This is a genomic window from Streptomyces sp. NPDC002133 (assembly GCF_040296405.1).
GTDB lineage: Bacteria > Actinomycetota > Actinomycetes > Streptomycetales > Streptomycetaceae > Streptomyces.
This window is the reverse complement of sequence record NZ_JBEOXF010000017.1, coordinates 71,800-96,181: the sequence shown is the minus strand read 5'-3', so window position 1 is coordinate 96,181 and position 24,382 is coordinate 71,800. Positions and strand designations below refer to the sequence as shown.

General features: G+C 70.5%; 14 protein-coding genes and 2 pseudogenes. 8 read left to right on the top strand and 8 right to left on the bottom strand.

Annotated elements, in window-relative coordinates; translation table 11 throughout:
• Nucleotides 1-18 precede the first annotated feature (18 nt).
• On the bottom strand, nucleotides 19-2,862 hold the full coding sequence (locus ABT078_RS19020) for a glycoside hydrolase family 3 C-terminal domain-containing protein (RefSeq protein ID WP_351229087.1): 2,844 nt from the start codon (nucleotides 2,860-2,862) through the stop codon (nucleotides 19-21).
• 436 nt (nucleotides 2,863-3,298) lie between these two features.
• Here ABT078_RS19020 and ABT078_RS19015 point away from each other — a divergent pair, with 436 nt between their 5' ends.
• From ABT078_RS19015 to ABT078_RS18985, 7 genes are all read left to right on the top strand, one after another.
• Nucleotides 3,299-4,978: an extracellular solute-binding protein gene (locus ABT078_RS19015; RefSeq protein WP_351229085.1), complete on the top strand. Its 1,680-nt coding sequence runs from the start codon at nucleotides 3,299-3,301 to the stop codon at nucleotides 4,976-4,978.
• Entirely contained in the window at nucleotides 4,978-6,057 is a 1,080-nt protein-coding gene (locus tag ABT078_RS19010) for an ABC transporter permease (RefSeq protein ID WP_351229083.1), read from the top strand. The genes ABT078_RS19015 and ABT078_RS19010 overlap by 1 nt, the downstream gene beginning before the upstream one ends.
• Nucleotides 6,054-6,980 carry a carbohydrate ABC transporter permease gene (locus tag ABT078_RS19005; RefSeq protein ID WP_351229081.1) on the top strand — a complete coding sequence of 309 codons (927 nt, stop codon included), beginning with the start codon at nucleotides 6,054-6,056 and terminating at the stop codon, nucleotides 6,978-6,980. Before ABT078_RS19010 ends, ABT078_RS19005 begins: the two co-directional genes overlap by 4 nt.
• 137 nt (nucleotides 6,981-7,117) lie before the next feature.
• Complete coding sequence (locus ABT078_RS19000; RefSeq protein WP_351229079.1) at nucleotides 7,118-9,346, top strand: 1,4-beta-glucanase; 2,229 nt, start codon at nucleotides 7,118-7,120, stop codon at nucleotides 9,344-9,346.
• Nucleotides 9,346-11,340 carry a beta-galactosidase gene (locus tag ABT078_RS18995; RefSeq protein ID WP_351229077.1) on the top strand — a complete coding sequence of 665 codons (1,995 nt, stop codon included), beginning with the start codon at nucleotides 9,346-9,348 and terminating at the stop codon, nucleotides 11,338-11,340. Before ABT078_RS19000 ends, ABT078_RS18995 begins: the two co-directional genes overlap by 1 nt.
• Complete coding sequence (locus ABT078_RS18990) at nucleotides 11,337-13,520, top strand: glycosyl hydrolase family 95 catalytic domain-containing protein (protein ID WP_351229075.1); 2,184 nt, start codon at nucleotides 11,337-11,339, stop codon at nucleotides 13,518-13,520. The genes ABT078_RS18995 and ABT078_RS18990 overlap by 4 nt, the downstream gene beginning before the upstream one ends.
• Nucleotides 13,521-13,555: 35 nt before the next feature.
• Nucleotides 13,556-14,269 carry a glycoside hydrolase family 12 protein gene (locus ABT078_RS18985; protein ID WP_351229074.1) on the top strand — a complete coding sequence of 238 codons (714 nt, stop codon included), beginning with the start codon at nucleotides 13,556-13,558 and terminating at the stop codon, nucleotides 14,267-14,269.
• Nucleotides 14,270-14,507: 238 nt separating this feature from the next.
• Here the strand turns inward: ABT078_RS18985 and ABT078_RS18980 are convergent.
• The 7 genes and pseudogenes from ABT078_RS18980 to ABT078_RS18950 form a co-directional block, all read right to left on the bottom strand.
• Nucleotides 14,508-14,708, bottom strand: a pseudogene (locus ABT078_RS18980) (glycoside hydrolase family 31 family protein); the annotation flags it as partial.
• A 14-nt stretch (nucleotides 14,709-14,722) separates the two neighbouring features.
• A complete protein-coding gene (locus ABT078_RS18975; RefSeq protein WP_351229072.1) occupies nucleotides 14,723-15,739 on the bottom strand; it encodes a LacI family DNA-binding transcriptional regulator in 1,017 nt (338 codons plus the stop codon).
• 834 nt (nucleotides 15,740-16,573) lie between these two features.
• The gene (locus ABT078_RS18970) at nucleotides 16,574-18,091 is read right to left on the bottom strand and encodes a glycoside hydrolase family 43 protein (RefSeq protein ID WP_351229070.1); all 1,518 of its coding nucleotides are present in this window, start codon (nucleotides 18,089-18,091) and stop codon (nucleotides 16,574-16,576) included.
• A 41-nt stretch (nucleotides 18,092-18,132) separates the two neighbouring features.
• Entirely contained in the window at nucleotides 18,133-20,268 is a 2,136-nt protein-coding gene (locus ABT078_RS18965) for an alpha-galactosidase (protein WP_351229068.1), read from the bottom strand.
• Between the two features lie 13 nt (nucleotides 20,269-20,281).
• Complete coding sequence (locus ABT078_RS18960) at nucleotides 20,282-20,914, bottom strand: beta-galactosidase trimerization domain-containing protein (RefSeq protein WP_351229066.1); 633 nt, start codon at nucleotides 20,912-20,914, stop codon at nucleotides 20,282-20,284.
• A 47-nt stretch (nucleotides 20,915-20,961) separates the two neighbouring features.
• Nucleotides 20,962-21,057, bottom strand: a pseudogene (locus tag ABT078_RS18955) (hypothetical protein); the annotation flags it as partial.
• A 720-nt stretch (nucleotides 21,058-21,777) separates the two neighbouring features.
• Entirely contained in the window at nucleotides 21,778-22,167 is a 390-nt protein-coding gene (locus tag ABT078_RS18950; RefSeq protein ID WP_351229064.1) for an ArsR/SmtB family transcription factor, read from the bottom strand.
• 94 nt (nucleotides 22,168-22,261) lie between these two features.
• Between ABT078_RS18950 and ABT078_RS18945 the strand changes: the two genes are divergently transcribed.
• Nucleotides 22,262-24,256: a heavy metal translocating P-type ATPase gene (locus ABT078_RS18945; protein ID WP_351229062.1), complete on the top strand. Its 1,995-nt coding sequence runs from the start codon at nucleotides 22,262-22,264 to the stop codon at nucleotides 24,254-24,256.
• The last annotated feature ends 126 nt before the right edge of the window (nucleotides 24,257-24,382 follow it).

The window sequence follows — 24,382 nt, the reverse complement described above, 5'->3', positions numbered from 1 at the left end:
CGGGCCCCTTCCAAAACCTCAGCCGGAGAAGCCGACATGTGCGAGCCGCAAGGGGCCGCGCAGCCCGATCCGCAGGTCCCGCACGCCGGTGGCCGCGAACTCGGCGCGGACGGTGGTGTACTCGTACGGGCCGCCGGTCACAGTGACGTCGAGCGAGGCGAGGACCGGTCCCCCGGGCAGGCTCAGCTCGACCGTGCCCGCGCCGGCCGCCTCGACGGACACGCCCGTGACACCGTCGCCGAAGTCGCAGCGGCGAAAGACGAGTTCGCCCACCTTGCCGTCCGCCGGTGTCACCGCGTCGCCCGACGTCCTGCTGCGGTCGACGATGGTGGTGGCGAGGTGGTCGTCGTAGTCGGCGGCCTCCAGCCCGCGCTCGACGACGGGGCGCGGGCCCGCCGCGGGGCCGTCGATCCGGAGGGTCTCGCGCAGCCGGATATCCGCGCTGGACGCCCCCGCCAGCAGTTCGTACGGGCCCGGCTCGACCCACCAGTGGCTGTGGGCGACATCCCAGAACCCGAGTCCCGCGACGGGGAGTTCGAAGCTCAGTTCCGCCGAGGCGCCGGGCGTCAGGTGGACGCGGCGGTACGCGGCCAGTTGGCGGCGCGGGCGGGGGATCGCGGGATCGACGGCCCGGGTGTAGAGCTGGGCGACCTCATCGGCGGGGACGTCACCCGTGTTGGTGACGGTGAAGGAGATGCGGAGCAGTTCTCCGTCACGGCGAACCGCAAGGTTCCCGTACGCAAAGGACGTATACGACAAGCCGTGGCCGAAGGGGAAGAGCGGGGTGCCCTCGAAGTACAGATACGTCTGGCGGCCGCCGATCACGTCGTAGTCCAGGAGGTCCGGCAGGTCGTCGTCCGAGGCGTACCAGGTCTGCGGCAGCCGACCGGCCGGGGAGACGTCGCCGGCCAGCACGCGGGCGAGTGCCGTGCCCGCCGCCTGGCCGCCGTGCGCGGACCACAGCAGGGCCGGGAGGTCCTCGTGACCGACGGCGTACGGGTAGGCGGAGACGAGGGTGAGCGCCGTGCGCGGGTTCGCGGCGCGGGCGGCGCGGAGCAGGCGCTCCTGGTGGGTGGGGAGGCGCAGGGTCGTGCGGTCCTCGGTCTCGCGGCCGTTGATGTGCGGGTCGTTGCCCGCGACCACGATCACCACGTCCGCCGCGTCCGCCGCGCGGCTCACCTCTTCCTCGCCGCGCTCGGTGACCATCACGTCGAAGACTTCCGCGTCCGCGGGGTCATCCGCGGCGACCTTCACGCCGTCGGCGGCGACAGAGACGTACCGGCCCGTGCCGATGTGCTTGAGGAGGTGGCCGCTGTCGTGGGTCTCGTGCGATTCGAGGCGGAACGTCTCCTGGACGATCCAGCCGCCGGGCTGGTCGGCGGCGGCGCGGACGAAACCGTCCTCGGCGACCGAGAGATAGCGGCTGCCGGCGGCGCGCAGCGTGAGCACGCCGTCGCCCCAGTCGATCAGCGAGAGTTCGGTCCCGGTGGCGTCGGCGGTCAGCGGCGGCAGGTCCGTGCGACCCGCGAGCAGCGCCGGGTCCAGGGCGCCCTCCGCGCCGCGTACCTCGTCGGCCGTCCCTGCGGCCTCGGGGACCGCCAGGTACGTACCGGACGAGGTCCTCAGGCGTACGCGGTCCACGCCTTCCGCGAAGGTCACGCGGTCGGCGCCGAACCGCTCGCACAGGCCCTGCAAAGGGGTCGAGCGGTGCAGCAGCGTGCCGCTGTACCAGTCGAGCTTGCACTCGTCGGCGAGCAGGCCGACCACGGCGACCCGGGCGCCGGCGGGCAGGGGCAGCAGGCCGTCGTTCTTGAGCAGGACGACTGCCTGCTCGGCGGCCTCCTGGGCGAGGGCGCGGTGGGCCGGGGTGTCGAAGTCCTTGGTGCCGGCGTACGGGTCGAGCCCCGGATCGAACTCGCCGAGCGAGAAACGGACCGACAGCTGGCGGCGTACCGCCGTGTCGATGTCGGCCGCGGACAGCAGTCCGCGCTCCAGCGCGCCACGCACCCGCGCCACGATCGTCGAACTGTCCGTGCCGTAGTCGGTGAAGCTGTCCACTCCGGCCGCCAGCGCCGCCGCGATCGCCTCTTCGTGCGTGTCGAAGTAGTGCTCGGAGTCGACCAGGTTGGACGGCGCGCCTGCGTCCGAACAGACCAGCAGCTCGCGTTCCGTCCAGGCGCGCAGATGCTCACGCAGGTACGGCGACACGTGGTTGGGGCGGCCGTTGACCAGGTTGTACGCGGGCATCACCCCGGCGACCGCACCTGCCTCGACCGTCTCGCGGAAGGCGCGCAGGTCGTACTCGTGCAGCACGCGCGGGCGGACCGACGAGGACGAAGTGTCGCGGTCCGTCTCGTTGTTGTGGGCGAGCCAGTGCTTGAGCACGGGGGCGGTGCGCCAGTACGTGGGGTGATCGCCGCGCAGGCCACGGGTGTAGGCGGTCGCGATGGCCGAAGTCAGCTTCGGGTCCTCGGAGTAGCCTTCCTCGCCCCGGCCCCACAGGGGATGGCGCAGCAGATTCACCGTGGGGGACCAGACGTTAAGTCCGACCCGGTCATCACGGGCGCGCATGGCGCGCGCCTCGGTGGACACCGCCTCGCCGACCCTGCGTACGAGGTCGTCGTTCCAGGTCGCGCCCAACCCCACCGCCTGCGGGAACACGGTCGCCGGACCCATCCAGGCCACGCCGTGCAACGCCTCCTGCCCGGTGCGGAACGCGGCGACGTCCAGCCGCTCCACGGCGGGGGCGAACTGGTGCAGCATCGCGATCCGCTCGTCGAGTGTGAGCCGAGCCAGCAGATCGTCCACGCGCTCGTCGAACGGCAGATGCGGATCGCGGAAGGGCGGCGGATGTGCGGTCACGTGGGAATCCCCTTGCGGTAGAGCGCGGTGGAGCGCGGTGAGCGGCGTTGACGGTGGTGGGGGAGCTGGGGGTACGGGCGGCCGGGCCAGGGCGGATGTGTTGAAGCGCTTCGATGCTCTGGTCGTGGAGTGGTGAGTGTCAAGACATGTCACGGCAACAACTCGGCAGGCAATGGGTCTTATGGGCGACGGGCACGGATCCCCGAAGGGATGAGGAACATGGAAACCGACTCTTGTGTGCCTCCCTTGGTTCACTTAACCTCGCAGCAACATCGAAGCGCTTCGACTGGGGGACCTGCCGCCGGCGGCGCTGTTGTCCCGGCGCAGTCCCCCGAGGACCGAAGGGAACCGCTTCGGCTCAGCCAGTTCCACTCAAGACACCGCAGCCGACGGCCCCACCGCCGGGTGTCCTGGTGCGCCACGAAGGGTTGACGCAATGACGCCGAACGCCGCTTCCGCCTCCTCCGCCCCGAGCCGGAGAAGCTTCCTCGCCTCCACGGCGGTCGCCGCTGCAGCGGTGGCCGGTGGGGTGCCGCTCCTCGCCGCCTGCAGCGATTCGGACAGCGGCTCGCGCGAGGGGACCACGTCGGGCAAGGCCGCGGACAAGCTGCTCCCGACGTACGTCGCCAGCACGCACGCCAAGCCGGACCTTCCGTCGAAGAACGGTTCGGCGGCCGGATACACCGGCAAGGTCGACCTCTCGGCCCTCTCCACCTCGGTCCCGGACAAGCTCGGCACCGGCGCCCCCCTCAAGGTCATGTCCCCGTTCTGGGGTGCCCCGCCGAAGCCCGGATGCGCCTACTACACAGCACTCGACGCCGCGGCGGGCACCAAGATCACCTGGCAGAACCAGGACGGCAACACCTACGGCCAGAAGCTCGGCGCCGTCCTCGCCTCCAGCTCCATACCCGACATGGTGGTCGTGCCCAATTGGGAACTGGTCGGCAAGATCTCGAACGCGGTCACCGCGAAGTTCATGGAGCTCGGCCCCTACCTGGCCGGCGACAAGGTGAAGAAGTACCCGAACCTGGCCGCGATCCCCTCCGACGCCTGGCGCATGGGCATCTTCGGCGGCGCGCTGCGCGGCATACCGATGCCCTCCGCCACCGCGAACTTCATCGTGCCCTACTACCGCAAGGACATCTTCGACAAGAAGGGCTACGCCGTACCCAAGTCGCCCGAAGAGTTCATCAGCTGGGCCAAGGACGTCACCAGCGCCAAGGCCAAGGTCTACGCCTGCGGCGACATGTCCTGGACCTCCGCCGGCATCTTCGGCGTCCGCCCTTCCGGGACGCTCGGCTGGAACATCGGGGCCGACGGCAAGCTGACGTACCGCATCGAGCAGCCCGAGTACCTCGAGGCCCTGGAGTGGACCCGCAAGCTGTTCGACGCGGGCGTAGTCCATCCCGACGACAAGGCGCGCTCGGGCGACGCGGGCCAGCGGTTCACCGCCGGGCAAATCCTGGTCTTCAACAACGACGTCTCCCACTGGTACGGCAAGACCGCCGAACAGGCCCAGTCCAACCCGGACTTCGAGATCGACGGTATGGACATCTTCGGCGCCGACGGCGGTGACCCGACCCTGTACGCTTCCCAGCCCGCCACCATCTGGTCGCTGATCCGCAAGGGCGCCTCGAAGAGGACCGTGGAGAACGCGCTGGCCGCCGCCAACTTCTCGGCCGCGCCCTACGGCACCAAGGAGCGGATGCTCGTCGACTACGGCGTCGAGGGCACCCACTACACGGTCAAGGACGGTGTCCCGGTCAAGACCGACCAGGGCAACACCGAGGTGATCAACGCCTGGGTGATGCTGGCCGCACCGGCCGCCTACTACGCCCACCCCGACTTCCCGGACATCGCCCGCAAGCAGGTCGAGTGGCAGCAGCGGATGGGCGCCTTCATAAAGAAGACGTCCACGTACGGCATGAACATCGTGGAGCCGTCCCGCTACGCGAACCTCTCCAGTCAGTTCGAGCAGCTGGAGATCGACTACGTGCGCGGCAACAAGAAGCTGTCCGACGTGCAGGCAGCTATCTCCACCTGGAAGTCCTCCGGCGGCGACAAGCTGCGTGACTGGTACAAGCAGCTTCTCGACAAGAACGGCAGCGGCAACTGATGTCTCTCACGGCCGGGAGCAGGCCCGACGGGACTCGTTCCCCCGCGGCCATCGAGGAACCGATGGCCGCGGTCGCCACCGCGGTGGCGAAGGACCGGGTGCCGCGCAAGGCGGGCAAGGCGGGCAAGGCGGGCAAGGCGAGCAAGGCGGGCAAGGTCCCCTTGCGGATCCGGCTGCGCCGCGACCGCACGCTCATCCTGATGACGTTGCCCGTCATCGTTCTGCTCCTGCTCTTCAACTACGTCCCGCTGCTCGGCAACGTCGTCGCCTTCCAGGACTACGACCCGTACGTCTCCAGCAACGGCATCACGGCGATCTTCCACAGCCCCTGGGTCGGGGTGGAGCAGTTCTCGCGGATGATCGACGACCCGCTGTTCTGGGACGCCGCGCAGAACACGATCGTCCTGTTCGTGCTCCAACTGGTGCTGTTCTTCCCGATCCCCATCGCCCTCGCGCTGCTCATCAACAGCGTGATCCGGCCCCGGGTCCGGGCCGTGGCGCAGGCGATCATGTATCTGCCGCACTTCTTCTCGTGGGTCCTCGTGGTCACCGTGTTCCAGCAGGTCTTCGGCGGCGCGGGCATCATCGCGCAGACCCTCGAGGACCATGGGTGGAGCGGCTTCGACCTGATGACCGACGCGAGCCTCTTCAAGTACCTGGTCACCGCGCAGGCCGTATGGAAGGACGCCGGCTGGGGGATCATCGTCTTCCTCGCCGCGCTGGCCGCGGTGAGCACCGATCTGTACGAGGCCGCCGCCATGGACGGTGCGGGGCGCTGGCGGCGCATGTGGCACGTGACGCTGCCCGCGCTACGCCCGGTGATCGCGCTGCTGCTGGTCCTGCGGGTGGGCGACGCGCTGAGCGTCGGATTCGAGCAGTTCCTGCTCCAGCGGGACGCGGTCGGCGTGGGGGCCAGCGAGGTCCTCGACACATACGTGTGGAACATGGGTATCCAGAACGGCGACTTCAGCTACGCGGCCGCGGTCGGCCTCGTCAAGGGAGTCATCGGAGTGTGCCTCGTCGTGGGCGCGAACAAGTTCGCGCACCTGCTCGGCGAGCAGGGGGTGTACCAGAAGTGAGCCTCAACACGCAGCTCATCCGCAGCCTCAAGGCTCCCGCCCGCCCCGTGTGGGAGGAGCAGCCCAGCAGGACCGGACTCACCGCGAAAGGCGGCCTCCTCGCGCTCTGCTGCCTGGGAGTGCTCGGTCCGCTGTGGATCGTGATCGTCACCAGCCTCTCTCCCAAACCCGTGATCGACCGGGTCGGCGGCCTCGTCGTGATCCCCCAGGGCATCACCTTCGTCAACTACACGGAGCTGCTCAGCGGCGGCCAGGTCAGCCGGGCTATCATGGTCTCGGTCGGCGTCACGCTCTTCGGCACACTGTTCTCGATGACGGTGTCGGTGCTCGCGGCCTACGGCCTGTCCCGGCCGGGCAGTCTGGGCCACCGGTTCCTGCTGATGACCATGATGGCGACCATGTTCTTCGGGGCCGGCCTCATCCCGACGTACCTTCTGGTGCAGTCGCTCGGCCTCACCGACACCTATCTGTCCCTGATCCTGCCCAGCGCGGTCAGTGTCTTCAACATCCTCGTCCTGCGGGCCTTCTTCATGGGGATCTCCCCCGAACTCACCGAGTCCGCCCGCATCGACGGGGCCGGCGACCTGCGCATCCTGCTGACCATCATCATGCCGCTGTCGCGGGCGGTGCTGGCCGTCATCTCCCTGTTCTACGCGGTCGGGTACTGGAGCGCCTGGTTCAACGCCTCGATCTACCTCACCGACCAGCAGATGATGCCGCTGCAGAACGTGCTCATCCAACTGGTCCAGAAGAACACCGAGGCGCCGACCGGCCTCCAGCAGGCGGTCCGCACCGGTCAACTCTCCGCCCTGGGGCTGCAGATGGCGGTCGTGGTCCTTGCCCTGATCCCCGTCGCGATCGCATCCCCCCTCGTCCAGCGGCACTTCAAGAAGGGCATGCTCACGGGCGCCGTCAAGGGCTGAAGCCCGTGGAGGCCGCGGTCGGCTCCCGGCTGCGGGTTGTCCGTGGCCGGTCGCGCCCACGCGGCGGAGCCGCATATCGATACAGCCCCGTACCCCTGGTTTCCCACGTCCCCTCTCGCGCAAAGTCGAGGTAAGCCATGAGCACGACCCGCCTGAGCAGACGAGCCGTCCTCGCCGGGACCGCCACCGCCGCGCTCGCTGCCGTCCCGTCCCTCCCGGGGCGCGCAGCAGCCGCGGAGCCCACGGCCACGGCCACGTCCGCGCCCGCCTACCGCTGGCGCAACGCCGTCATCGGCGGCACCGGATTCATCACCGGCGTCCTCTTCCACCCCTCCGTGCGCGGCCTCGCCTATGCGCGCACGGACATCGGGGGTGCCTACCGGTGGGACGACGGCGCCGCGCGCTGGACCCCGCTCACCGATCACCTCGGCTGGGACGACTGGAACCTCCTCGGGGCGGAGGCGATGGCCGTCGACCCCGCGTACCCCGACCGCCTCTACCTCGCCCTCGGCACCTACTCCCAGCCCTGGGCCGGCAACGGAGCCGTCCTCCGTTCCGAGGACCGCGGCGCCACCTGGACCCGCACCGACCTCACCGTGAAGCTCGGCGCCAACGAGGACGGCCGGGGGACCGGCGAGCGGCTGCTCGTGGATCCGCGGGACAGTGACACGCTGTGGCTCGGCACCCGGCACGACGGACTGCTCAAGTCCACCGACCGGGGCGCCTCCTGGGTGCCCGCCACCGGATTCCCCGCGAACCCCAGCCCCTCCGGACAGGGTGTCACCCTCCTCGTCGCCGCCGGGCGGGCCGTCTACGCCGGCTGGGGTGACGCCGACGGCACCACAGGCTCCGTCAACCTCTACCGCACCACCGACGGCAAAACCTGGCGCCCCGTCCCCGGTCAACCCACCGGCACCTCCGCCAAGGTCCCGATCCGCGCCGCCTACGACCGTGACACCGGGGCGCTGTATGTGACGTACGCCAATGCACCCGGGCCCAACGGCCAGTCCGACGGCAGCGTGCACAAGTTGGCCACCAGCAACGGCAAGTGGACCGATGTCACGCCGGTGAAGCCGGGCGGGACCACTCCCGACGGCTCCACCGACAGCTTCGGCTACGGCGGCGTCGCCGTCGACGCCCGCTGCCCCGGCACCGTCGCCGTGTCCACGAACAACCGGTGGGCCGCCGTCGACACGCTCTACCGGTCCACAGACGGCGGGCGCACCTGGAGCTCCCTCAAGGACTCCGCTGTCCTCGACGTGTCCGAGACTCCTTTCCTCAAGTGGGGTGCAGACCAGCCCAAGTTCGGCTGGTGGATCCAGGCGCTCGCCGTAGACCCGTACGACTCGAAGCACATCGTCCACGGGACCGGCGCCACCCTCTACGGCACGCGGGACCTGAAGAACTGGGCCCCGCAGATCCGCGGCCTGGAGGAGGCGTCCGTGGTCCAGCTGGTCTCGCCCCCGGTCGGGGAAGCGCACCTGCTCAGCGGTTCGCGGGACATCGGCGTGATGTACCACGAGCGGCTCACGGCGTCTCCGTCGCGCGGCATGGCGACGAACCCCGTGTTCGGGTCGGCGACGGGACTCGCGCAGGCCGCGGGCAGGCCGGCGTACGTCGCGCGCACCGGCTGGGGCGATCACGGCAACGGTGCCTACTCGAACGACGGCGGGCAGACCTGGGCGCCCTTCAAGGCCCAGCCCGACATCGCCAAGAGCGCACCGGGGCCGGTCGCCACCAACACCGACGGCAGCGTGCTGCTGTGGTCCTTCGTGCACTGGGACGGCACGAAGCACGCGGCACATCGCTCCGCCGACAACGGCGCGACCTGGTCCGAGGTCTCCTCCTTCCCGAAGGGCGCCACTCCGGTCGCCGACCCGGCCGACCCGGCGCTCTTCTACGCGTACGACTCCGACACGGGAACGCTGTACGCCAGCACTGACAGTGGCCTTTCCTTCACGGCCCGTACGACCGGTCTGCCCTCCGGCGACAGCCAGTTCAAGCTGGTCGCGGCGCCGGGGCGGTCCGGCGACCTATGGCTGAGTGTCAAGTGGAACGGGCTCCACCGGTCCACCGACGGCGGCGTCACCTTCACAAAGGTCGACAGTTGCTGGGCCTCGTACACCCTCGGCTTCGGCAAGGCCGCCGACGGCGCCGACTACCCGGCGATCTACCAGGTCGGCGCCACCGAGAACATCACCGCCGTGTACCGCTCCGACGACGAGGCCAGGACCTGGGTGCGGATCAACGACGACGCCCACCAGTGGGGCTGGACCGGCGAGGTCATCATCGGCGACCCGCGCGTGTACGGGCGGGTGTACCTGGCCACCAACGGGCGCGGGATCCAGTGCGGGGAGCTCATCTGATGGCAGCGACCGACAAGCCCTCCCTCGCCGACGCCGCCCGCGGCCGTCTCCTCTTCGGCGGCGACTACAACCCCGAGCAGTGGCCCGAGGAGACCTGGCACGAGGACGTCCGCCTCATGAAGGACGCCGGCGTCAACTCCGTCACCCTCGGCGTGTTCGCCTGGGCGAAGCTCGAACCCCGTCCTGGGGCACGGGAATTCGGCTGGCTCGACCGGCTCATGGACCTGATGCACGCGGGCGGCATCGGCGTCGTCCTCGCCACCCCCACCGCCTCGCCGCCCCCGTGGATGGGCCGTCTCCACCCCGACACCCTCCCGCGGGACGAGGACGGCCGCACCGAGTGGTGGGGCTCCCGTCAGCACTTCTCGCATTCCAGCGCAACCTACCGGCGCTACGCCGCCGCCATCGCCGAGGACCTCGCCGCCCGCTACGCCGGCCACCCCGCGCTCACCATGTGGCACATCAACAACGAGTACTGCACCTACGACTGGGGCGACGAGTCCGCGGCCGCCTTCCGCCGCTGGCTCCAGGACAAGTACGGCGCGCTCGGCGCCCTCAACGAGGCCTGGGGAACCGCCTTCTGGAGCCAGGGCTACGGCGACTGGCAGGAAATCCTGCCGCCGCGCCGCGCGCACTACATGAAGAACCCCACTCAGGTCCTGGACTTCAAGCGGTTCACCTCCGACATGCTCCTGGAGTGCTACCTCGCCGAACGCGACATCGTCGCCCGGCACACCCCGCACATCCCGGTGACGACCAACTTCATGCCGTTCTGGCAGGGCCAGGACGCCTGGACCTGGGCCGAGCAGGAGGACGTGGTCTCGGTCGACAGCTACCCGGACCCGCACGACCCCTTCGGCGGTCAGTACGGGGCGCTGCTCCACGACATGACCCGCTCGCAGGCCCGCGGCGGCCCCTGGATGCTCATGGAGCAGGCGGCCGGGTCGGTCAACTGGCGCGGGGTCAACTCCCCCAAGCCCGCTGGCCTCAACCGGCTCTGGTCCCTGCAGGCAGTGGCGCGCGGCGCCGACGCCGTCTGCTACTTCCAGTGGCGGCAGTCCCGGCAGGGCTCGGAGAAGTTCCACTCCGGCATGGTCAGTCATGCGGGGGAGCACGGCCGTACCTTCCAGGAGGTCAAGCGAATCGGCGCCGAACTCGCCCTGTTGGGCGAGAAGGTGCCGGGCACGAAGGTGGACGCACCCGAAGTCGCCGTACTCCTCGACTGGAACGCCTGGTGGGCGAGCCAGCAGGACGGGCGGCTCTCCTGCGAAGTCGACTACCCGCAGATCGTCCGCGCCTGGCACCGCGCCCTGTGGGAGGCGCACATCACCGCCGACTTCGCGCACCCCGAGCACGACCTGTCGGCGTACAAGCTGGTCGTCGTCCCGCAGCTGTACGTGATGACGGACGCGGCGATCGACAACCTGACCTCCTACGTCGAGAACGGCGGAACCCTCGTCGCCGGCTTCCAGACCGGCACCGCCGACGAGGACGACCGCGTACGCCCCGGCGGCATGGACGCCCGGCTGCGTGGGCTGTTCGGGATCCGTGTCCTGCACGAGTGGTGGCCGCTGGACGCGGGCGAGACGGTCGACATCGAGGGCTTCCACGGCACCGTGTGGTCCGAGGAGATCGAGGCCGCGGAGGGCATCACGGAGACGACCCCCTACAAGGGCGGCGAACTCGACGGTCTCCCCGCCGTCCTGCGCAACGGCCGTGCCTGGTACGTCTCCACCCTCCCCGAGCCGCACGCCCTGCGCACGCTGCTCGCCGGCATCGCCGCCGACGCGGGCGCAGGACCGACCCTCACCGGACTCCCGGCGCGCGTGGAGGCCGTACGCCGGGGAGGGCTGCTGTTCCTGCTCAACCATGGGCGCGACGCCGTCACCGTCCCGGTACCCGGCCGCCACCGCGACCTGCTGACGGGAGCGCACGTCACCGACGGCGTGCAGCTGGGCCGTTACGGAGTCGCCGTACTGGAGGCCGCACCATGACCGGGCCCGTCCACGGAACCTGGGAGCCCGCCCCCGCCGCCCGCTGGGAGGACGCTTTCCCGACCGGCAACGGCCACCACGGCGCCCTTGTGTTCGGGGATCCGAACGACGACCGTGTGATCGTCACCCATCACACCCTCGTCCGGCCCAACGGCGGCGAACACGCCCGGCCACCGCAGCTCGCCACCGAACTCCCCGTCCTTCAGACCCGGTTGCTCGGCGGCGACCCGGCCGCCGCCGAGGGCTTCACCGACGGCCGCCCGTTCCAATGGGTGCAGCCGTTCCATCCCGCCTTCCAGGTGCGGCTGCGGCGGCCGTCCGGCGACAGACACGGCTACCGGCGCGACGTCGACTTCGCCACCGGCGTCGTGCGGGCGGCCCGCGGCGAATTCAGCAGCCGCGTCTTCGTCTCCCGCGCCGACGACGTGATCGTGCAGCACGTCACCGCCCCGGCCCTCACCCTCGACGTCTCCCTGGATCACCAGCTCCCCGGCGTCCCCGCCGCGCTGGGCGTCGGCCATGGAACCGTCCTCGTGCCCGAGGGCGCACTGCTCAGCCTGCGCGCCCGCTACCCGGACAGCGACCGCGCCTACACCGGCATCACCTTGGTCGCCGTCACGGGCGGCAGGACGACGCTCGAGCCCCCCGGCGTGCACATCGAGGGCGCCCAAGCCGTCCTGCTGCTGACCCGGGTGCGCCGGCACACCGGTGAGTTGGACGTCGTCACGGAGGGCCGCGCCCTGCGCGATCTGCTCGCCGGGTACGACGACCTCCTCGACCGCCACCTGCCCCTGCACCGCACCGCTTACCAGCGCGTCACCCTCGACCTCGCCGCCGACCCGGCCGATCGCGCCCTCCCCGGCTCCGAGCTGCTCCGACGCCCCCAGAGCCCGGCCCTCCTCGAACGCCTTTTCGCCGCCGGCCGCTACCACCTCCTGTCCGCCTCCGGTCTGCTCCCGCCCCGCCTGACCGGCCTGTGGACCGGCGACTGGAACACCGCATGGTCCGGCGCGTTCACCACGAACGCCAACCTCAACCTCCAGACGGCGTCCGCCGCTGCCGCCGCGCTCCCCGAGGTCACCGAGGCCCACGCCGCCCTGATCCACCGGCAGCTTCCGCACTGGCGGGACAACGCCCGCGCGATCTTCGGGGCCCGCGGCGTCGTCGCGCCCACTCACACCGACGGCGAGTCCGGGTACACGTACCACTTCTCCCGCGAATACCCCCTGCATCTGTGGACCGCCGGCGCCGACTGGTTGCTCAAACCCCTCGTCGACCACGACGAGACGCGCGGTGAGCGCGACCCGCGCACCGCCGCCGCGCTCGCCGAAGTCGCCCTCTTCTACGAGGACTTCCTCACCCGGAGGGATGCCGACGGCCACCTGGTCGTCGTCCCTTCCTACTCGCCGGAGAACCGGCCCGCGAACGCGAGCTGGGGCGCGATCAACGCGGCCATGGACCTCTCGGCGGCTCGGCACGCCCTGCGCACGGCCGCCGACCACCACCCGGAGCACGCCGACCGCTGGCGCGCCCTGGCCGACCGCCTCCCACCGCACCGCGTCAACGCCGACGGCGCCCTCGCCGAATGGGCCTGGCCGGGCGTGCAGGACAGCTACGACCACCGCCACCTCAGCCACCTCTACGGCGTCTGGCCGCTCGACGAGATCAACCCGTACGACACCCCCGACCTGGCCGAGGCGGCCCACCGGGCCCTCGCACTGCGCGGCGCCGAGAACGACTCCGCGCACGGCCACCTCCACCGCGCTCTGATCGCGGCCCGGCTCCGGGACGGCGAGCGGGTCGCGCGGGCGCTCACGTATGTCCTGAACGGCGACTTCTACCACGCCTCCTTGATGAGCGCGCACTACCCGAAGCGCGACGTCTACAACGCCGACGCCGCCCATGCCCTGCCCGCCGTACTGATCGAGATGCTCGTCCAGTCGACGCCCGACCGCCTCGTCCTCCTCCCCGCGCTGCCGGCCGCCCTCCCCACAGGCCAACTCCGCGGGGTGCGCACCCGGTTCGGGGCCGAGCTCGACCTCAGCTGGACGCCCGACAGCGTCACCGCCGTGTTGAGACCGAGCCGCACCCTCCGCGTCGACCTTCGGACTTTCTCCGGCACCCGGCCGCTCGACCTCGTCGCCGGAGAAGGCCGCGTCCTCCGTCTGGAGGCGCGGTAATCCCCGCAATTCCCCCCACCCATGGAAGGGACACCATGGCAAGACGCAGGCTTGGCAAGGTCACCAAGGCCCTACTGGCCCCGGCCCTCGCGCTCGGCGCCACCATCGGCCTCGCCTCCGCACCCGCCCACGCCGCCGTCTGGTACTCCTGGGACCAGTGGGGCAACACCAACCTGGGCGGCTACACGCTCTACAACAACATCTGGGGCTCCGGCGCCGGCAGCCAGCTCATCTGGGCCAACTCCGGCACCAACTGGGGCGTCTGGGCAGACCACCCCAACACCGGCGGCATCAAGTCCTACCCCAACTCCAAGAAGGTGATCAACAAGTCGATCACCTCGCTGCGCTCGCTCACCAGCAACTACAACGTCACCGTCCCGTGGTCCGGCGCGTACAACACGTCGTACGACATCTGGGACACCGACCACGACTACGAGATCATGCTCTGGGTGAACTACACCGGGGCAGTCGGCCCGCTCGGCACCTGGCAGGCCAACGTCACCCTCGGCGGCCACACATGGAACGTCTACAAGGGCAACAACGGCGCCAACGAGGTCTTCTCGTTCCTGCGCACGTCCAACTCCAGCTCCGGCAGCGTCGACATCCTCCCCATCCTGAGGTGGATCAAGGACACTAAGCACTGGATGGGCGACGAGACCATCGGTGACGTGCAGTTCGGCTACGAGATCACCTCCTCGTCCGGCGGTATGGACTTCCGCACCGACAACCTGACGGTCAGCAGCAGCTGACCGGCCGTCCGGGCCGGTTCCGCACCTCGGGGGCCGGCCCGGACCCGCCGCAGCCGGCCCGCAGCCGCCCCCAACGCCCTCAACCTCGAAGAAGTCCAAGGCGGAGAGCAGCGGCCGGAAGCCGAACCGCGTCGGTCGCCATTACCGGCTGGCGCGCGAGCTGATCCAGGACGACCTCGGCCACCGGGACTTCCCCGGCGGCCGAGGTCGTCGTCCCCCGACTGGCGCGCCGCCGCCGCTACTCGGCGATCGGCAGCGAGGCTCCGTCCCGCAGGAACAGCGGGATGCGGTCCAGCGGTGCGTCGACGGTGACGACCTCGCCGCCCTCGTACGCCTCACCGGTCCACGCGTCGGTCCACGGGGCACCTGCCGGGAGATACGTCATCCACGTCCTCGCGCCGGACTCCAGAACCGGGGCGACCAGCAGATCCGGCCCGAAAGGAGCACCGCGGCTCAGCTCTCGCCCGCCCGGGCCGGGCCGGAACTGGCCCGCACGGTCAGTTCCGGCGGGAGCAGCACAACCTCGTCCATGTCACAGCCCTTGAGCTTGGCGACCAGGAGTTCCACGGCGCGCCGGCCCATCTCCTGGGCGGGGATGGCCACCGAGGTGAGACGTAGCGAGGCCTGTGTGGCGAGCTCGTCCGGGCAGATCGCGACCACCGACACGTCCTCGGGGACCGCTCGGCCCTGCTGACGCAGCAGCGCGAGCAGCGGCTCGACCGCGGACTCGTTCTGCACGACGAACCCCGTAGTTGCCGGGCGCTCGTCGAAGATCCGGGCCAGGGTCACGGACATCGCGTCGTAGCCGCCCTGGCAGGGCCGGTGCAGCACACGCACCCCGAGCTCGCGGGAGCGGGAGTGCACGCCGTCCAGGGTGCGCTCCGCGAAGCCCGTGTGCCGCTCGTACACCGCGGGGGCTTCGCCGACGACAGCGATGTCACGGTGGCCGAACGTGGCCAGGTGTTCGACGCACAGAGCGCCGGTCGCGGTGAAGTCGAGGTCGACGCAGGTGAGACCGGACGTGTCGGCAGGCAGTCCGATGAGCACCGACGGCTGGTCGGTGCTGCGCAGCAACGGCAGCCGCTCGTCGTGGAGTTCGACGTCCATCACGATCATCGCCTCGGCGAGCCCGCTGCCGGTGACGCGTCGGACCGCGTCCGGTCCTTCCTCGCCGGTGAGCAGCAGCACGTCGTATCCGTGCGCGCGGGCCGTGGTCGCCACCGCGATGGCGATCTGCATCATCACGGGCATATACATGTCGGTGCGCAGCGGAATCATCAGTGCGATGATGTTCGACCGGCTGCTGGCCAGGGCCCGGGCCCCTGCGTTGGGATGGTAGCCGAGCTCCGCGATGCTCCGCTCGACCCGCTGTCGGGTGTCCGCGGAGATGGACCGCTTGCCGCTGAGGACATAGCTCACCGTGCTGGCCGAGACTCCGGCGTGCTGGGCAACCTCGGCAAGGGTGACCATCCAGCTCTCTCCAAGCGTGATGTGAAGCGCTTCGACTATGCTTCGACGTTGCTCTCGAAAGGACTTCGCGAAGGCCTGCTGCGGGTAATAAGGGTTGAGGTGATCCGACAGTAGCCTCACGGCGCGGGGGTGTCCATAGCTCGTTGAAGCGCTTCGACATGAGTCGTCGACGGGGTAACACCAGGGCCTCGGGTCGCCGGTTCGCCGCAACGCGGGCACTGGCAGGAGGGGGCCAGTGGGACACCGGGCGACACGCGGGGAGACGGCGCGTCAACCTTCCGGCGCGCGCGGCCCCGCTCGAAGCGGGCACGCGCACCCGGTCCGCCCGGCCCAATCCGGCGCGACCGGGCGCTGCGGCACACCCCGGAACTACCGGACGGCGTGCACGTGGGGTCCGACTGGCACACCGTCAGGCAAGTCAGCCATCGGTCAGCTCCTGTACCACGCCAGTGGTCGGCCGCTGCCTCCAAGGCATGCCGTCGTACAGTGAGGAAACGCCCTTGACCTGCGAAAAGCAGGCAGGGAGCCGACCTTGAGGAGCGCCGAGTGCCGCACACCATGCTCAAGGGAACGTGGTCCGCAGCCAGCGCACGCACGCCGCCTACGTCGCGGACGTGCTCGCCTCCTTCGAGGGCATGGGCCTGTACGCCGCCCACACCTTCACCTTCGGAACGTGGTTGGTGTGCCGGGGAGGACACTCGTGGTGTGCGATTGCTTCCGCGTGGTCGCCCGGTTGTCGGGATCCGGTGGACGGATCCCGGCAACCGGGCTCAGGACCGATCGGTCAGGCGGCCGTGGCCGCGATCGGTGGTCCGGAAGAGGGCAAGAGCCGCCTCATGGTGCGAGCGCTTCGTAGCCGAACCAGTCGAAGTGGACGGTGCCTTCGGCGGCGTACATGCCGATGACCCGGCCGGTGAAGCCGCCGGCCACTTCGGTCGACAGATAGCGGCCGTCGAGCGTCGCGAGCTCGGTGAACGTGCCGTCCGGTTCCCCGATGCCGAGGGAGATGACGTCGGGTCCGGTGCGCGCGTCGTGCGCAGCCGGCGGTTCGGTGATGTTGATGCCGAGGACCACCGTCGGCCCGGTGGGCAGGGGCTTGGAGGCCACGACGGTGCGCAACGAGCCGACGCGCGCGATCACCCGGACGTCCGTGGCGGATGCCTCGATCTCGTAGTGGTGCCGCTCGTCGAGGCGGACGGCGAGGCCGCCGCGTCCCGATGCGGGGTCGACCAGGGTGCGCCCCCGGCACGACAAGTGCTGCTGGCGTCGGCCGGCGAACACGACGTCCCGTTCGTCCAGGGAGCCGCCGCGAGCCCGGAGCGTCAGCCATCCGGAGCGCTCCTTGGTGCTGTAGTGCTCGGCGGGGCGGTCACGGGGGGAGATCCAGGACGGTCGCACTTCGTTGAGGTCGAAGTCGTCCCGGGAAGCCTCGACGGGGCCGGGGAGGAGCGGCCATCCGGGAGCGGGCGCCTCCAGTGGCACCTCGCCGACGACCGGCCAGCCGTCCGCCCAGGTCACGGGTGCGAGGAACGTTTCGCGGCCGAGGACGTGCCAGCCCGGGGTGCCGCCGCGTGGCCGTACGCCGAGCAGCACCATCCACCAGGAGTCGTCGGGGGCCTGCACGAGGTCGGCGTGGCCGGTGTTCTGGATGGGGTGGTCGGTGCTTCGGTGGGTGAGGATCGGATTGGCCGGGCACGGCTCGAACGGTCCGGTGGGCCTACGCCCGCGGGCGATCGAGACACCGTGGCCGCGCTCGGTGCCGCCTTCGGCCATGAGCAGGTACCAGTAGCCGCCGATCCGGTACAGGTGCGGCGCCTCCGGGGCCTTGGCACCGGGCGTGCCGGACCAGAGCCTGTGCGGTGTCCCGTACGTCTCCCCGGTGGACGGGTCGATACGGACCTGCGACACCCCGGCGACCGTGCACCAGCACGTGCCGTCCTCGTCCCAGGCCAGGTCGGGATCGATGCCGGGCACCCCCGGGGCCCGGACGGGATCCGACCACGGTCCGGCGGGGTCGGTGGCCGTGACGATCAGGTTGCCGCCGCCCTCTCTCACATCGGTGACGATCAGCCAGAAGCGGCCGTCGTGATGGCGCAGGGTGGGGGCGTAGATCCCCGCGGAGGACGGCAGATCCGCGGGCAGGCACAGTTGGCTCGGCCGGTCGAGGGCGTTGCCGATCTGTGTCCAGTGGACCAGGTCGCGGCTGTGGAAGAGGGGGACGCCGGGGAAGTACTCGAAGCTGGAGCACGCGAGGTAGTAGTCGTCGCCGACCCGGCAGATGCTGGGGTCGGGGTAGAAGCCGGGGATCACGGGGTTGGCGAACGTGCTGTCCGCCTGGTGCTGGTGGGGCACCCGCTCTGTCCTTTCGTCGGATGAGGCGTTGTGCCGGCGGCTCATGAAGCGTCCGGCACGATGGGGGCGATGCGGAGCAGTACGGCGGACGGCGCGGTGGGCAGCGTCAGCGTCAGCTCGGCCGGGCCCGCGTTCCAGACAGGGGCGCCCCGACTGACGGAGGGATAGAGCACATCGACACGGGCCGCGCTCCCCCGCAGGTGGGGTATTCGGAAGGTCGTGGCGGCTTCGGCACCGAGGCGGCGCCAGGCGGCGACGTAGGTGGTGGCGGGGGTCTGCAGGGCCAGGGCAAGCCACGGGTCGTCCCAGGCCGGCAGGCCGAGCGGCCAGGAGGGCACGGCCTGCGGCAGGTCGGCGCGGATGGTCTTGTACGCGGCGACGGCCTCGTGGACGAGGGCGCGGGCTTCGGGCCGCAGTTCCGGGATACGGCCGGAGAGGTGGATGCGGCCGAGGAGTGCGTTGGTCATCGTGAAAGCCACCTCGTCGAGGGAGTCCTCCGGCTGCGGGTAGGCCCATACGGCGCCCTGCTCCGGGGTGACGGCAGTGGGTGCGGAAGCCGCGATGGGCGCGTAGAGCCGCATGTCCTGCTGGTCGCTGGTGGACTGCAACTGCAGCCGCGAGAGCAGGGCGTGGTCCCACCGCATACCGCCGGAGGAGCAGTTCTCCACCACCAGGTGAGGGTGGCGGTCGAGGATGCCGTCGAGCCAGTCGAGGTGGGCGCGGTTGTGGCCGAGCAGCCCGGCCGCGGGCGCCTCGCCAGGGTGGCTGCTGGTGGCGGAGCCGGGGTCGATGTTGTGGTCGAGTTTGAGATAGCCGACACCCCATTCGCCGACCAGGCGGTCCACCACGTGGTCGAGGTGGGCGCGAGCTGCAGGGTGACGCAGGTCCAGGTGGTGCCGGCCCACCTGGGTGACGCGCACGCCGTCGCGGCGGAAGAACGCCTCCTCGGGCAGCGACTTGGTCATGGGGCTGTGCACACCGACCACTTCCGGCTCCAGCCACAGACCGGGGACCATGCCGCGTTCGCGGATGCGGTCCAGCACCTCGTGGAGGCCCCGTTCTCCGGGGAAATGGGAGGCTGCCGGTTCCCAGGCGCCCACCGAGGTCCACCAGCCGCCGTCACCGTCGTCGTACCAGCCTGCGTCGATCACGAAGTACTCCGCGCCGGCGTCGGCCGCCGCGTCGATCAGTGGCAGGAGTCTGTCGGTGGTGGGGTCTCCCATCAGGCAGTTCATGTAGTCGTTGAAGATGACGGGTAGGCGCCGGTGGTCGGCGTGCGGGCGGCGCGTCGCTCGGCGGTAGCGGGTCAGCGCGGCGAAGGCTGCATCTGGTCCGCCGTCGGCGCCGAAGGCGAGCGCGGCGGGTACCGTGCGGAAGGCGCCGCCGGGCTTCAGGGCGTGGCGCCAGCCGTGGTGGGTGTCACTGGGGCCGAAGAGCGCGAGATACGCGGCGTCGTCACGTTCGCCGCACTCCCAGCGCCAGCCGCCGCCGTTGTGATCGATCTGCCACACCCAGGTCCGGCCCGAGCGGCGGTCGGTCAGTCCGCCCATGGGCAGGCGTCCGCAGCTGGACCAGGTGCCTTGCCCGGTCTGGGCGAAGCCTCCCTTGCCGTTGGTGTAGAGGACCCATCCGCTGAGGACGGGCGAGGTCAGGCGCATGGGCCTGCGCTGCCAACGGCACTCGGCCAGCCAGTCGTTCTCCGCCCATAGCAGGTCCGCGGCGTCGATGGCGGCCGGACCTTCCGTAGTCAGGCAGCCCGCTACGAGACTGCTGACAGACTCCAGATGCAGCGTGCAATCACCCTCGTTGCGCAGGGTCACCTCGCTGCGGAGCGCGGGCACGCCCTCCGGTGACCGATAGACCACCTCGGCCAGCAACCCCGTCTCGGGATCGTGGAGTTCGATGGTCAGCAGATGCCAGTCACCCGAGCGCACCGCGCTGTGTCCGCGGTGGCGGAGCCGCCCCCCGGTCGCCGTGTCGATGAGGCGGCTGCCCGACCAGCCGCGGCCGTGACCCGCGGCCGTCACCTCCACCAGGGGCAGCGGCGTGCGGGGACCGCCGGCCGTCTCGCCGGGCAGGCCGAGGCGCGTCAGACGGACCGTGTCCTCGTCGCCGAGAGCGATGCCGACTTCCAGGGCACGGTGGCCCCAAGAGAAGGTCCGCTGTTTCGTGGTCATGGTGCCTTCCGTGTCAGCGAGTGCGCAGCACCGCACAGCCGCCGGGCGGCAGTTCGTGTGCGGTGGTGGCGGTGAGCAGGTCGTGGGCCGGGTCCGGCAGTGGCACGGCGTCGGCACGATGGTTGATCAGGACGTGCCGGTGGCGGTCGTCGGGTGCGCGGCGGGTGACGGCTTCGACACCGGTCGGCAGATCTGGTACGTCCGGTTGGACGCCGGCCTCCTTCCGCAGCCGGCCGACCAGGGCGCGGCAGTCGGTGTCGTCGAGGGGGTGGAGAGGTAACAGCCCTATCCGGTGCCGAAGCAGTGCCGGTGAGGGCGGGCTGCCCGCGAGCATGCCGTGGGTATAGGTGGCGAGCGTCTCGGTGCCCTCGGAGCGAAGGGACTCGCTCCAGGTGGTGCTGTGCGTGCCGTCGGACAGAACGATCCGCTCGCTGCGCCGCAACGGGCGGTACTCCTCGACCCGGACACCCAGCGCCTCGCGCAGCGGCTGGGCGGGGTAGCCGCCGAGGGTGGGAGGCGGTCGTCGACGAACCCGGCCGCATGGTCGACCAGCAGGGTCCCACCGCCCTGAGGCGATGCGACGGGAAGCGTCGCGGTAGGCGGGGCGGCAAGGTAGTAGGTGTCCCGGCTGCCGTGGGTGAGGCACCGGCAGCGCGTCGGGGTGAACCAGGGCGGCGGCGAGGCGGTCGGGGTGGCGAGGTCGACGGCCACCCCGTTCGCGTGCAGTCGGTCCAGGTGGGCGTCGGATGAAGTCGTAGCGTCCCTCCTCCGGCGCAACTCGTGACTCATGGCGGCGGCCCTTTCCCTTTGGAGTGTCGAAGCGCTTCACCTGAAAGGCGAAGGTAACGACGTGTTTCGAGCGAAACAAGGAGCATGGACAAAGAGAGTTTGTTTGTTCCTGGCCATTGACAGCTCAGCAGAGGGAAGTTCCAGCGTCGATGCGCTTCGACAATGGTCGTGCTGTCGACTTCACCTGATTTCTCCCAGGAGGCCCCGGCCTTCATGGCCGGGGAGGAATGGGTCCTTGGAGCGGAGCCGCGGAGCGGCGGAGTTCCCTCCGTGTCTGTCGTGACCTGTGCTTTCGGCACTCTGGGCGGAAGTTCAACGTGATCGATAGCTATGTCCACGAACGGCTGGCGATCTTCACCAGCCGGAAACACGGCAGAGCGGGCCGGAACTGGGTCACGCGTTACACGTACGCGTGGATCACCCGGCTCGGGGTCTACCGCCTTACCGGAAACGTACGCTGGGCGACGGCGCATGCCTGTCGGTGAACGATGTCGGAAAGCCGTGTGCGGGAGAACCGCATGCACGGTTTGAAGCGGCGGGGACTGGAAACGGAGCGTCAGCCACCGCGCCAGTCCCCGACCCTACTCAGAACCCCGTCGCACAACGTGCGGGTTTTGAGGGGGCTTTTGCGAACGACGACCTACGGAAACGTGATCACTCCGGGGCCTGTCGCGGAACTCTCACAGATGGTCATTTGTGAGAGTCGCGGAACGTGACCGCCTACCGCCGGACCGCGGTCGATACTGCTTCGGCCGCGGGGGCGTCGCGCAGGCCGAGCCGCAGGTGCTCGACGTGGAAGAGGGCCTGTTCCAAAAGCTCGGCGACGTGGTTGTCGTAGAGGGCGTAGACGATGGAACGGCCACGGCGTTCTCCGGTGACGAGTCCGAGATTGCGCAGCAGGCGGAGCTGGTGGGAACAGGCGGAGGCTTCCATGCCCACGGCCTCGGCGAGGTCGCCGACCGCGCAGGGGCCTTCCTGGAGGCGGGCCAGGATGTACAGCCGTGAAGGGGTCGCCAGGGCCTGAAGGGTGGCGGCGACGTCGGTGGCTCCCGCCGCGTCCAGGCGCTCGCGGGGGGTGGCGTGGTTCTTGTCGTCGGCTCCGTGACCCATGCCGCCCATCCTACCGGTGACACTTGAAGACCTGTTCAGATGTTCCTGTACGGTGGACGCGTTGCCGTCTTCCGCCCTGAAGGGTTGTTTTGTCATGCCTTCTGACCTGCTCCAGCGGCCCGAACGGGCAGCTCCGGCCGCCTCCCGGACGGCGCCGAAGCGCCGTACCCGGGTGTTCGCCCTGGCCGAGGCGCGCTGGGCCGCCGCGGCGCTGGTGCTGTTCCTGATCGCGCTGCCGCTCCAGCTGACCGGCGCACCCGCCTGGGCGTGGGGCCCCCTCTACGCCGCCGCCTACGTCACGGGTGGCTGGGAGCCGGCCTGGGCCGGGCTGACCGCGCTGCGGGAGAAGACCCTGGATGTCGATCTGCTGATGATCGTTGCCGCGATCGGCGCGGCCATGATCGGGCAGGTGATGGACGGCGCGCTGCTGATCGTCATCTTCGCCACCTCCGGTGCCCTGGAAGCCCTGGCGACCGCCCGCACCCAGGACGCGGTCCGCGGTCTGCTCGACCTCGCCCCGGCCACCGCGACCCGGCTGGCCGATGACGGGAGCGAGGAGAGCGTCGCGACCGAGGACGTGGTGATTGGCGACGTCATCCTGGTCCGGCCCGGTGAGCGGGTCGGCGCGGACGGCCGGGTGCTGGAGGGCGCCAGCGAGGTCGACCAGGCCACCATCACCGGCGAGCCGCTGCCGGTCGCGAAGGAGACCGGGGACGAGGTCTTCGCCGGCACCCTGAACGGGACCGGCGCCCTGCGGGTCAAGGTCGAGCGGGACGCCTCCGACTCGGTGATCGCCCGGATCGTGGCCATGGTCGAGGAGGCTTCCGAGACCAAGGCGCCCACCCAGCTGTTCATCGAGAAGGTCGAGCAGCGCTACAGCCTAGGCATGGTCTTCGCGACCCTGGCCGTCTTCGCGGTCCCTCTCGCGTTCGGTGCGGACCTCGCCGGCTCACTGCTGCGGGCGATGACCTTCATGATCGTGGCCTCGCCGTGCGCGGTGGTCCTGGCGACGATGCCGCCGCTGCTCTCGGCCATCGCCAACGCCGGACGCCACGGCGTCCTGGTGAAGTCCGCTGTCGTCATGGAGCGACTCGGGCAGGTCGACGCGGTCGCACTCGACAAGACCGGCACCCTCACCGAGGGCACCCCCCGCGTCACCGACATCCGCACCCTGCCCCTGGAAGGCCCCGGACTGGACAAGGACACCCTGCTGGCACTGGCGGCCGCCGCCGAGCACCCCAGCGAACACCCCCTGGCCCGCGCCGTCGTCGACGCCGCCCGCACCCGCGGCCTGGCCATCGCCGACATGCGGGACTTCACCTCCACTCCCGGCGTCGGTGTCACCGCCACCGTCAACGGCCACACGGTTGCGGTCGGCGCCCCCGCTCGCCTCCTCGACGGCAACGACACCGGCTCGGCCCGCGCCGCCGAGGTCGCGGCCGACCTGGAGGACGGCGGCCGCACGGCCGTCGTGGTCCTGCGTGACGGCTCCCCGGTCGGCGTGCTGGGCATCGCCGACCGGCTGCGTCCCGACGCCGCCGCGACCGTCGCCGCCCTGACCACCCTGACCGGCAACACCCCGATGCTGGTGACCGGCGACAACCCGCGCGCCGCCGCCCGCCTGGCCGCCGAGGTCGGCATCACCGGCGACGAGGTCCACGCCGGCCTCCTGCCCCAGGACAAGGTCGAAGCCGTACGGCGCCTGGAGGCCCGAGGGCGCAAGGTGCTGGTCATCGGCGACGGCGTCAACGACGCCCCCGCCCTGGCCGCCGCCCACACCGGCATCGCCATGGGCCACGCGGGCTCCGACCTCGCCCTGGAGACCGCCGACGCCGTCATCGTCCGCGACGAACTCGCCACCGTCCCCACGGTCGTGAGCCTTTCGCGGGCGGCCCGCCGCCTGGTGGTGCAGAACCTGGTCATCGCCGCAGTGTTCATCTCCGGCCTGGTCATCTGGGACCTGGTGGGCCACCTGCCGCTGCCGCTCGGAGTTCTCGGCCACGAGGGCTCGACCGTCATCGTCGGCCTCAACGGCCTCCGTCTGCTGCGCGACACCGCCTGGAACCGCGCCGCAAAGAACGTACGGTGAGCCGCCGCACCAAGAAGGCCGCCCCCACGTCGGAGGCGGCCCGGCCCACGGTCACCGTCTGCCGCGGCTGCTGGGTCCGGCCAAGGTGCCGCGCCTCGACCACGAAGCCCAGCTCACCGACCTGCG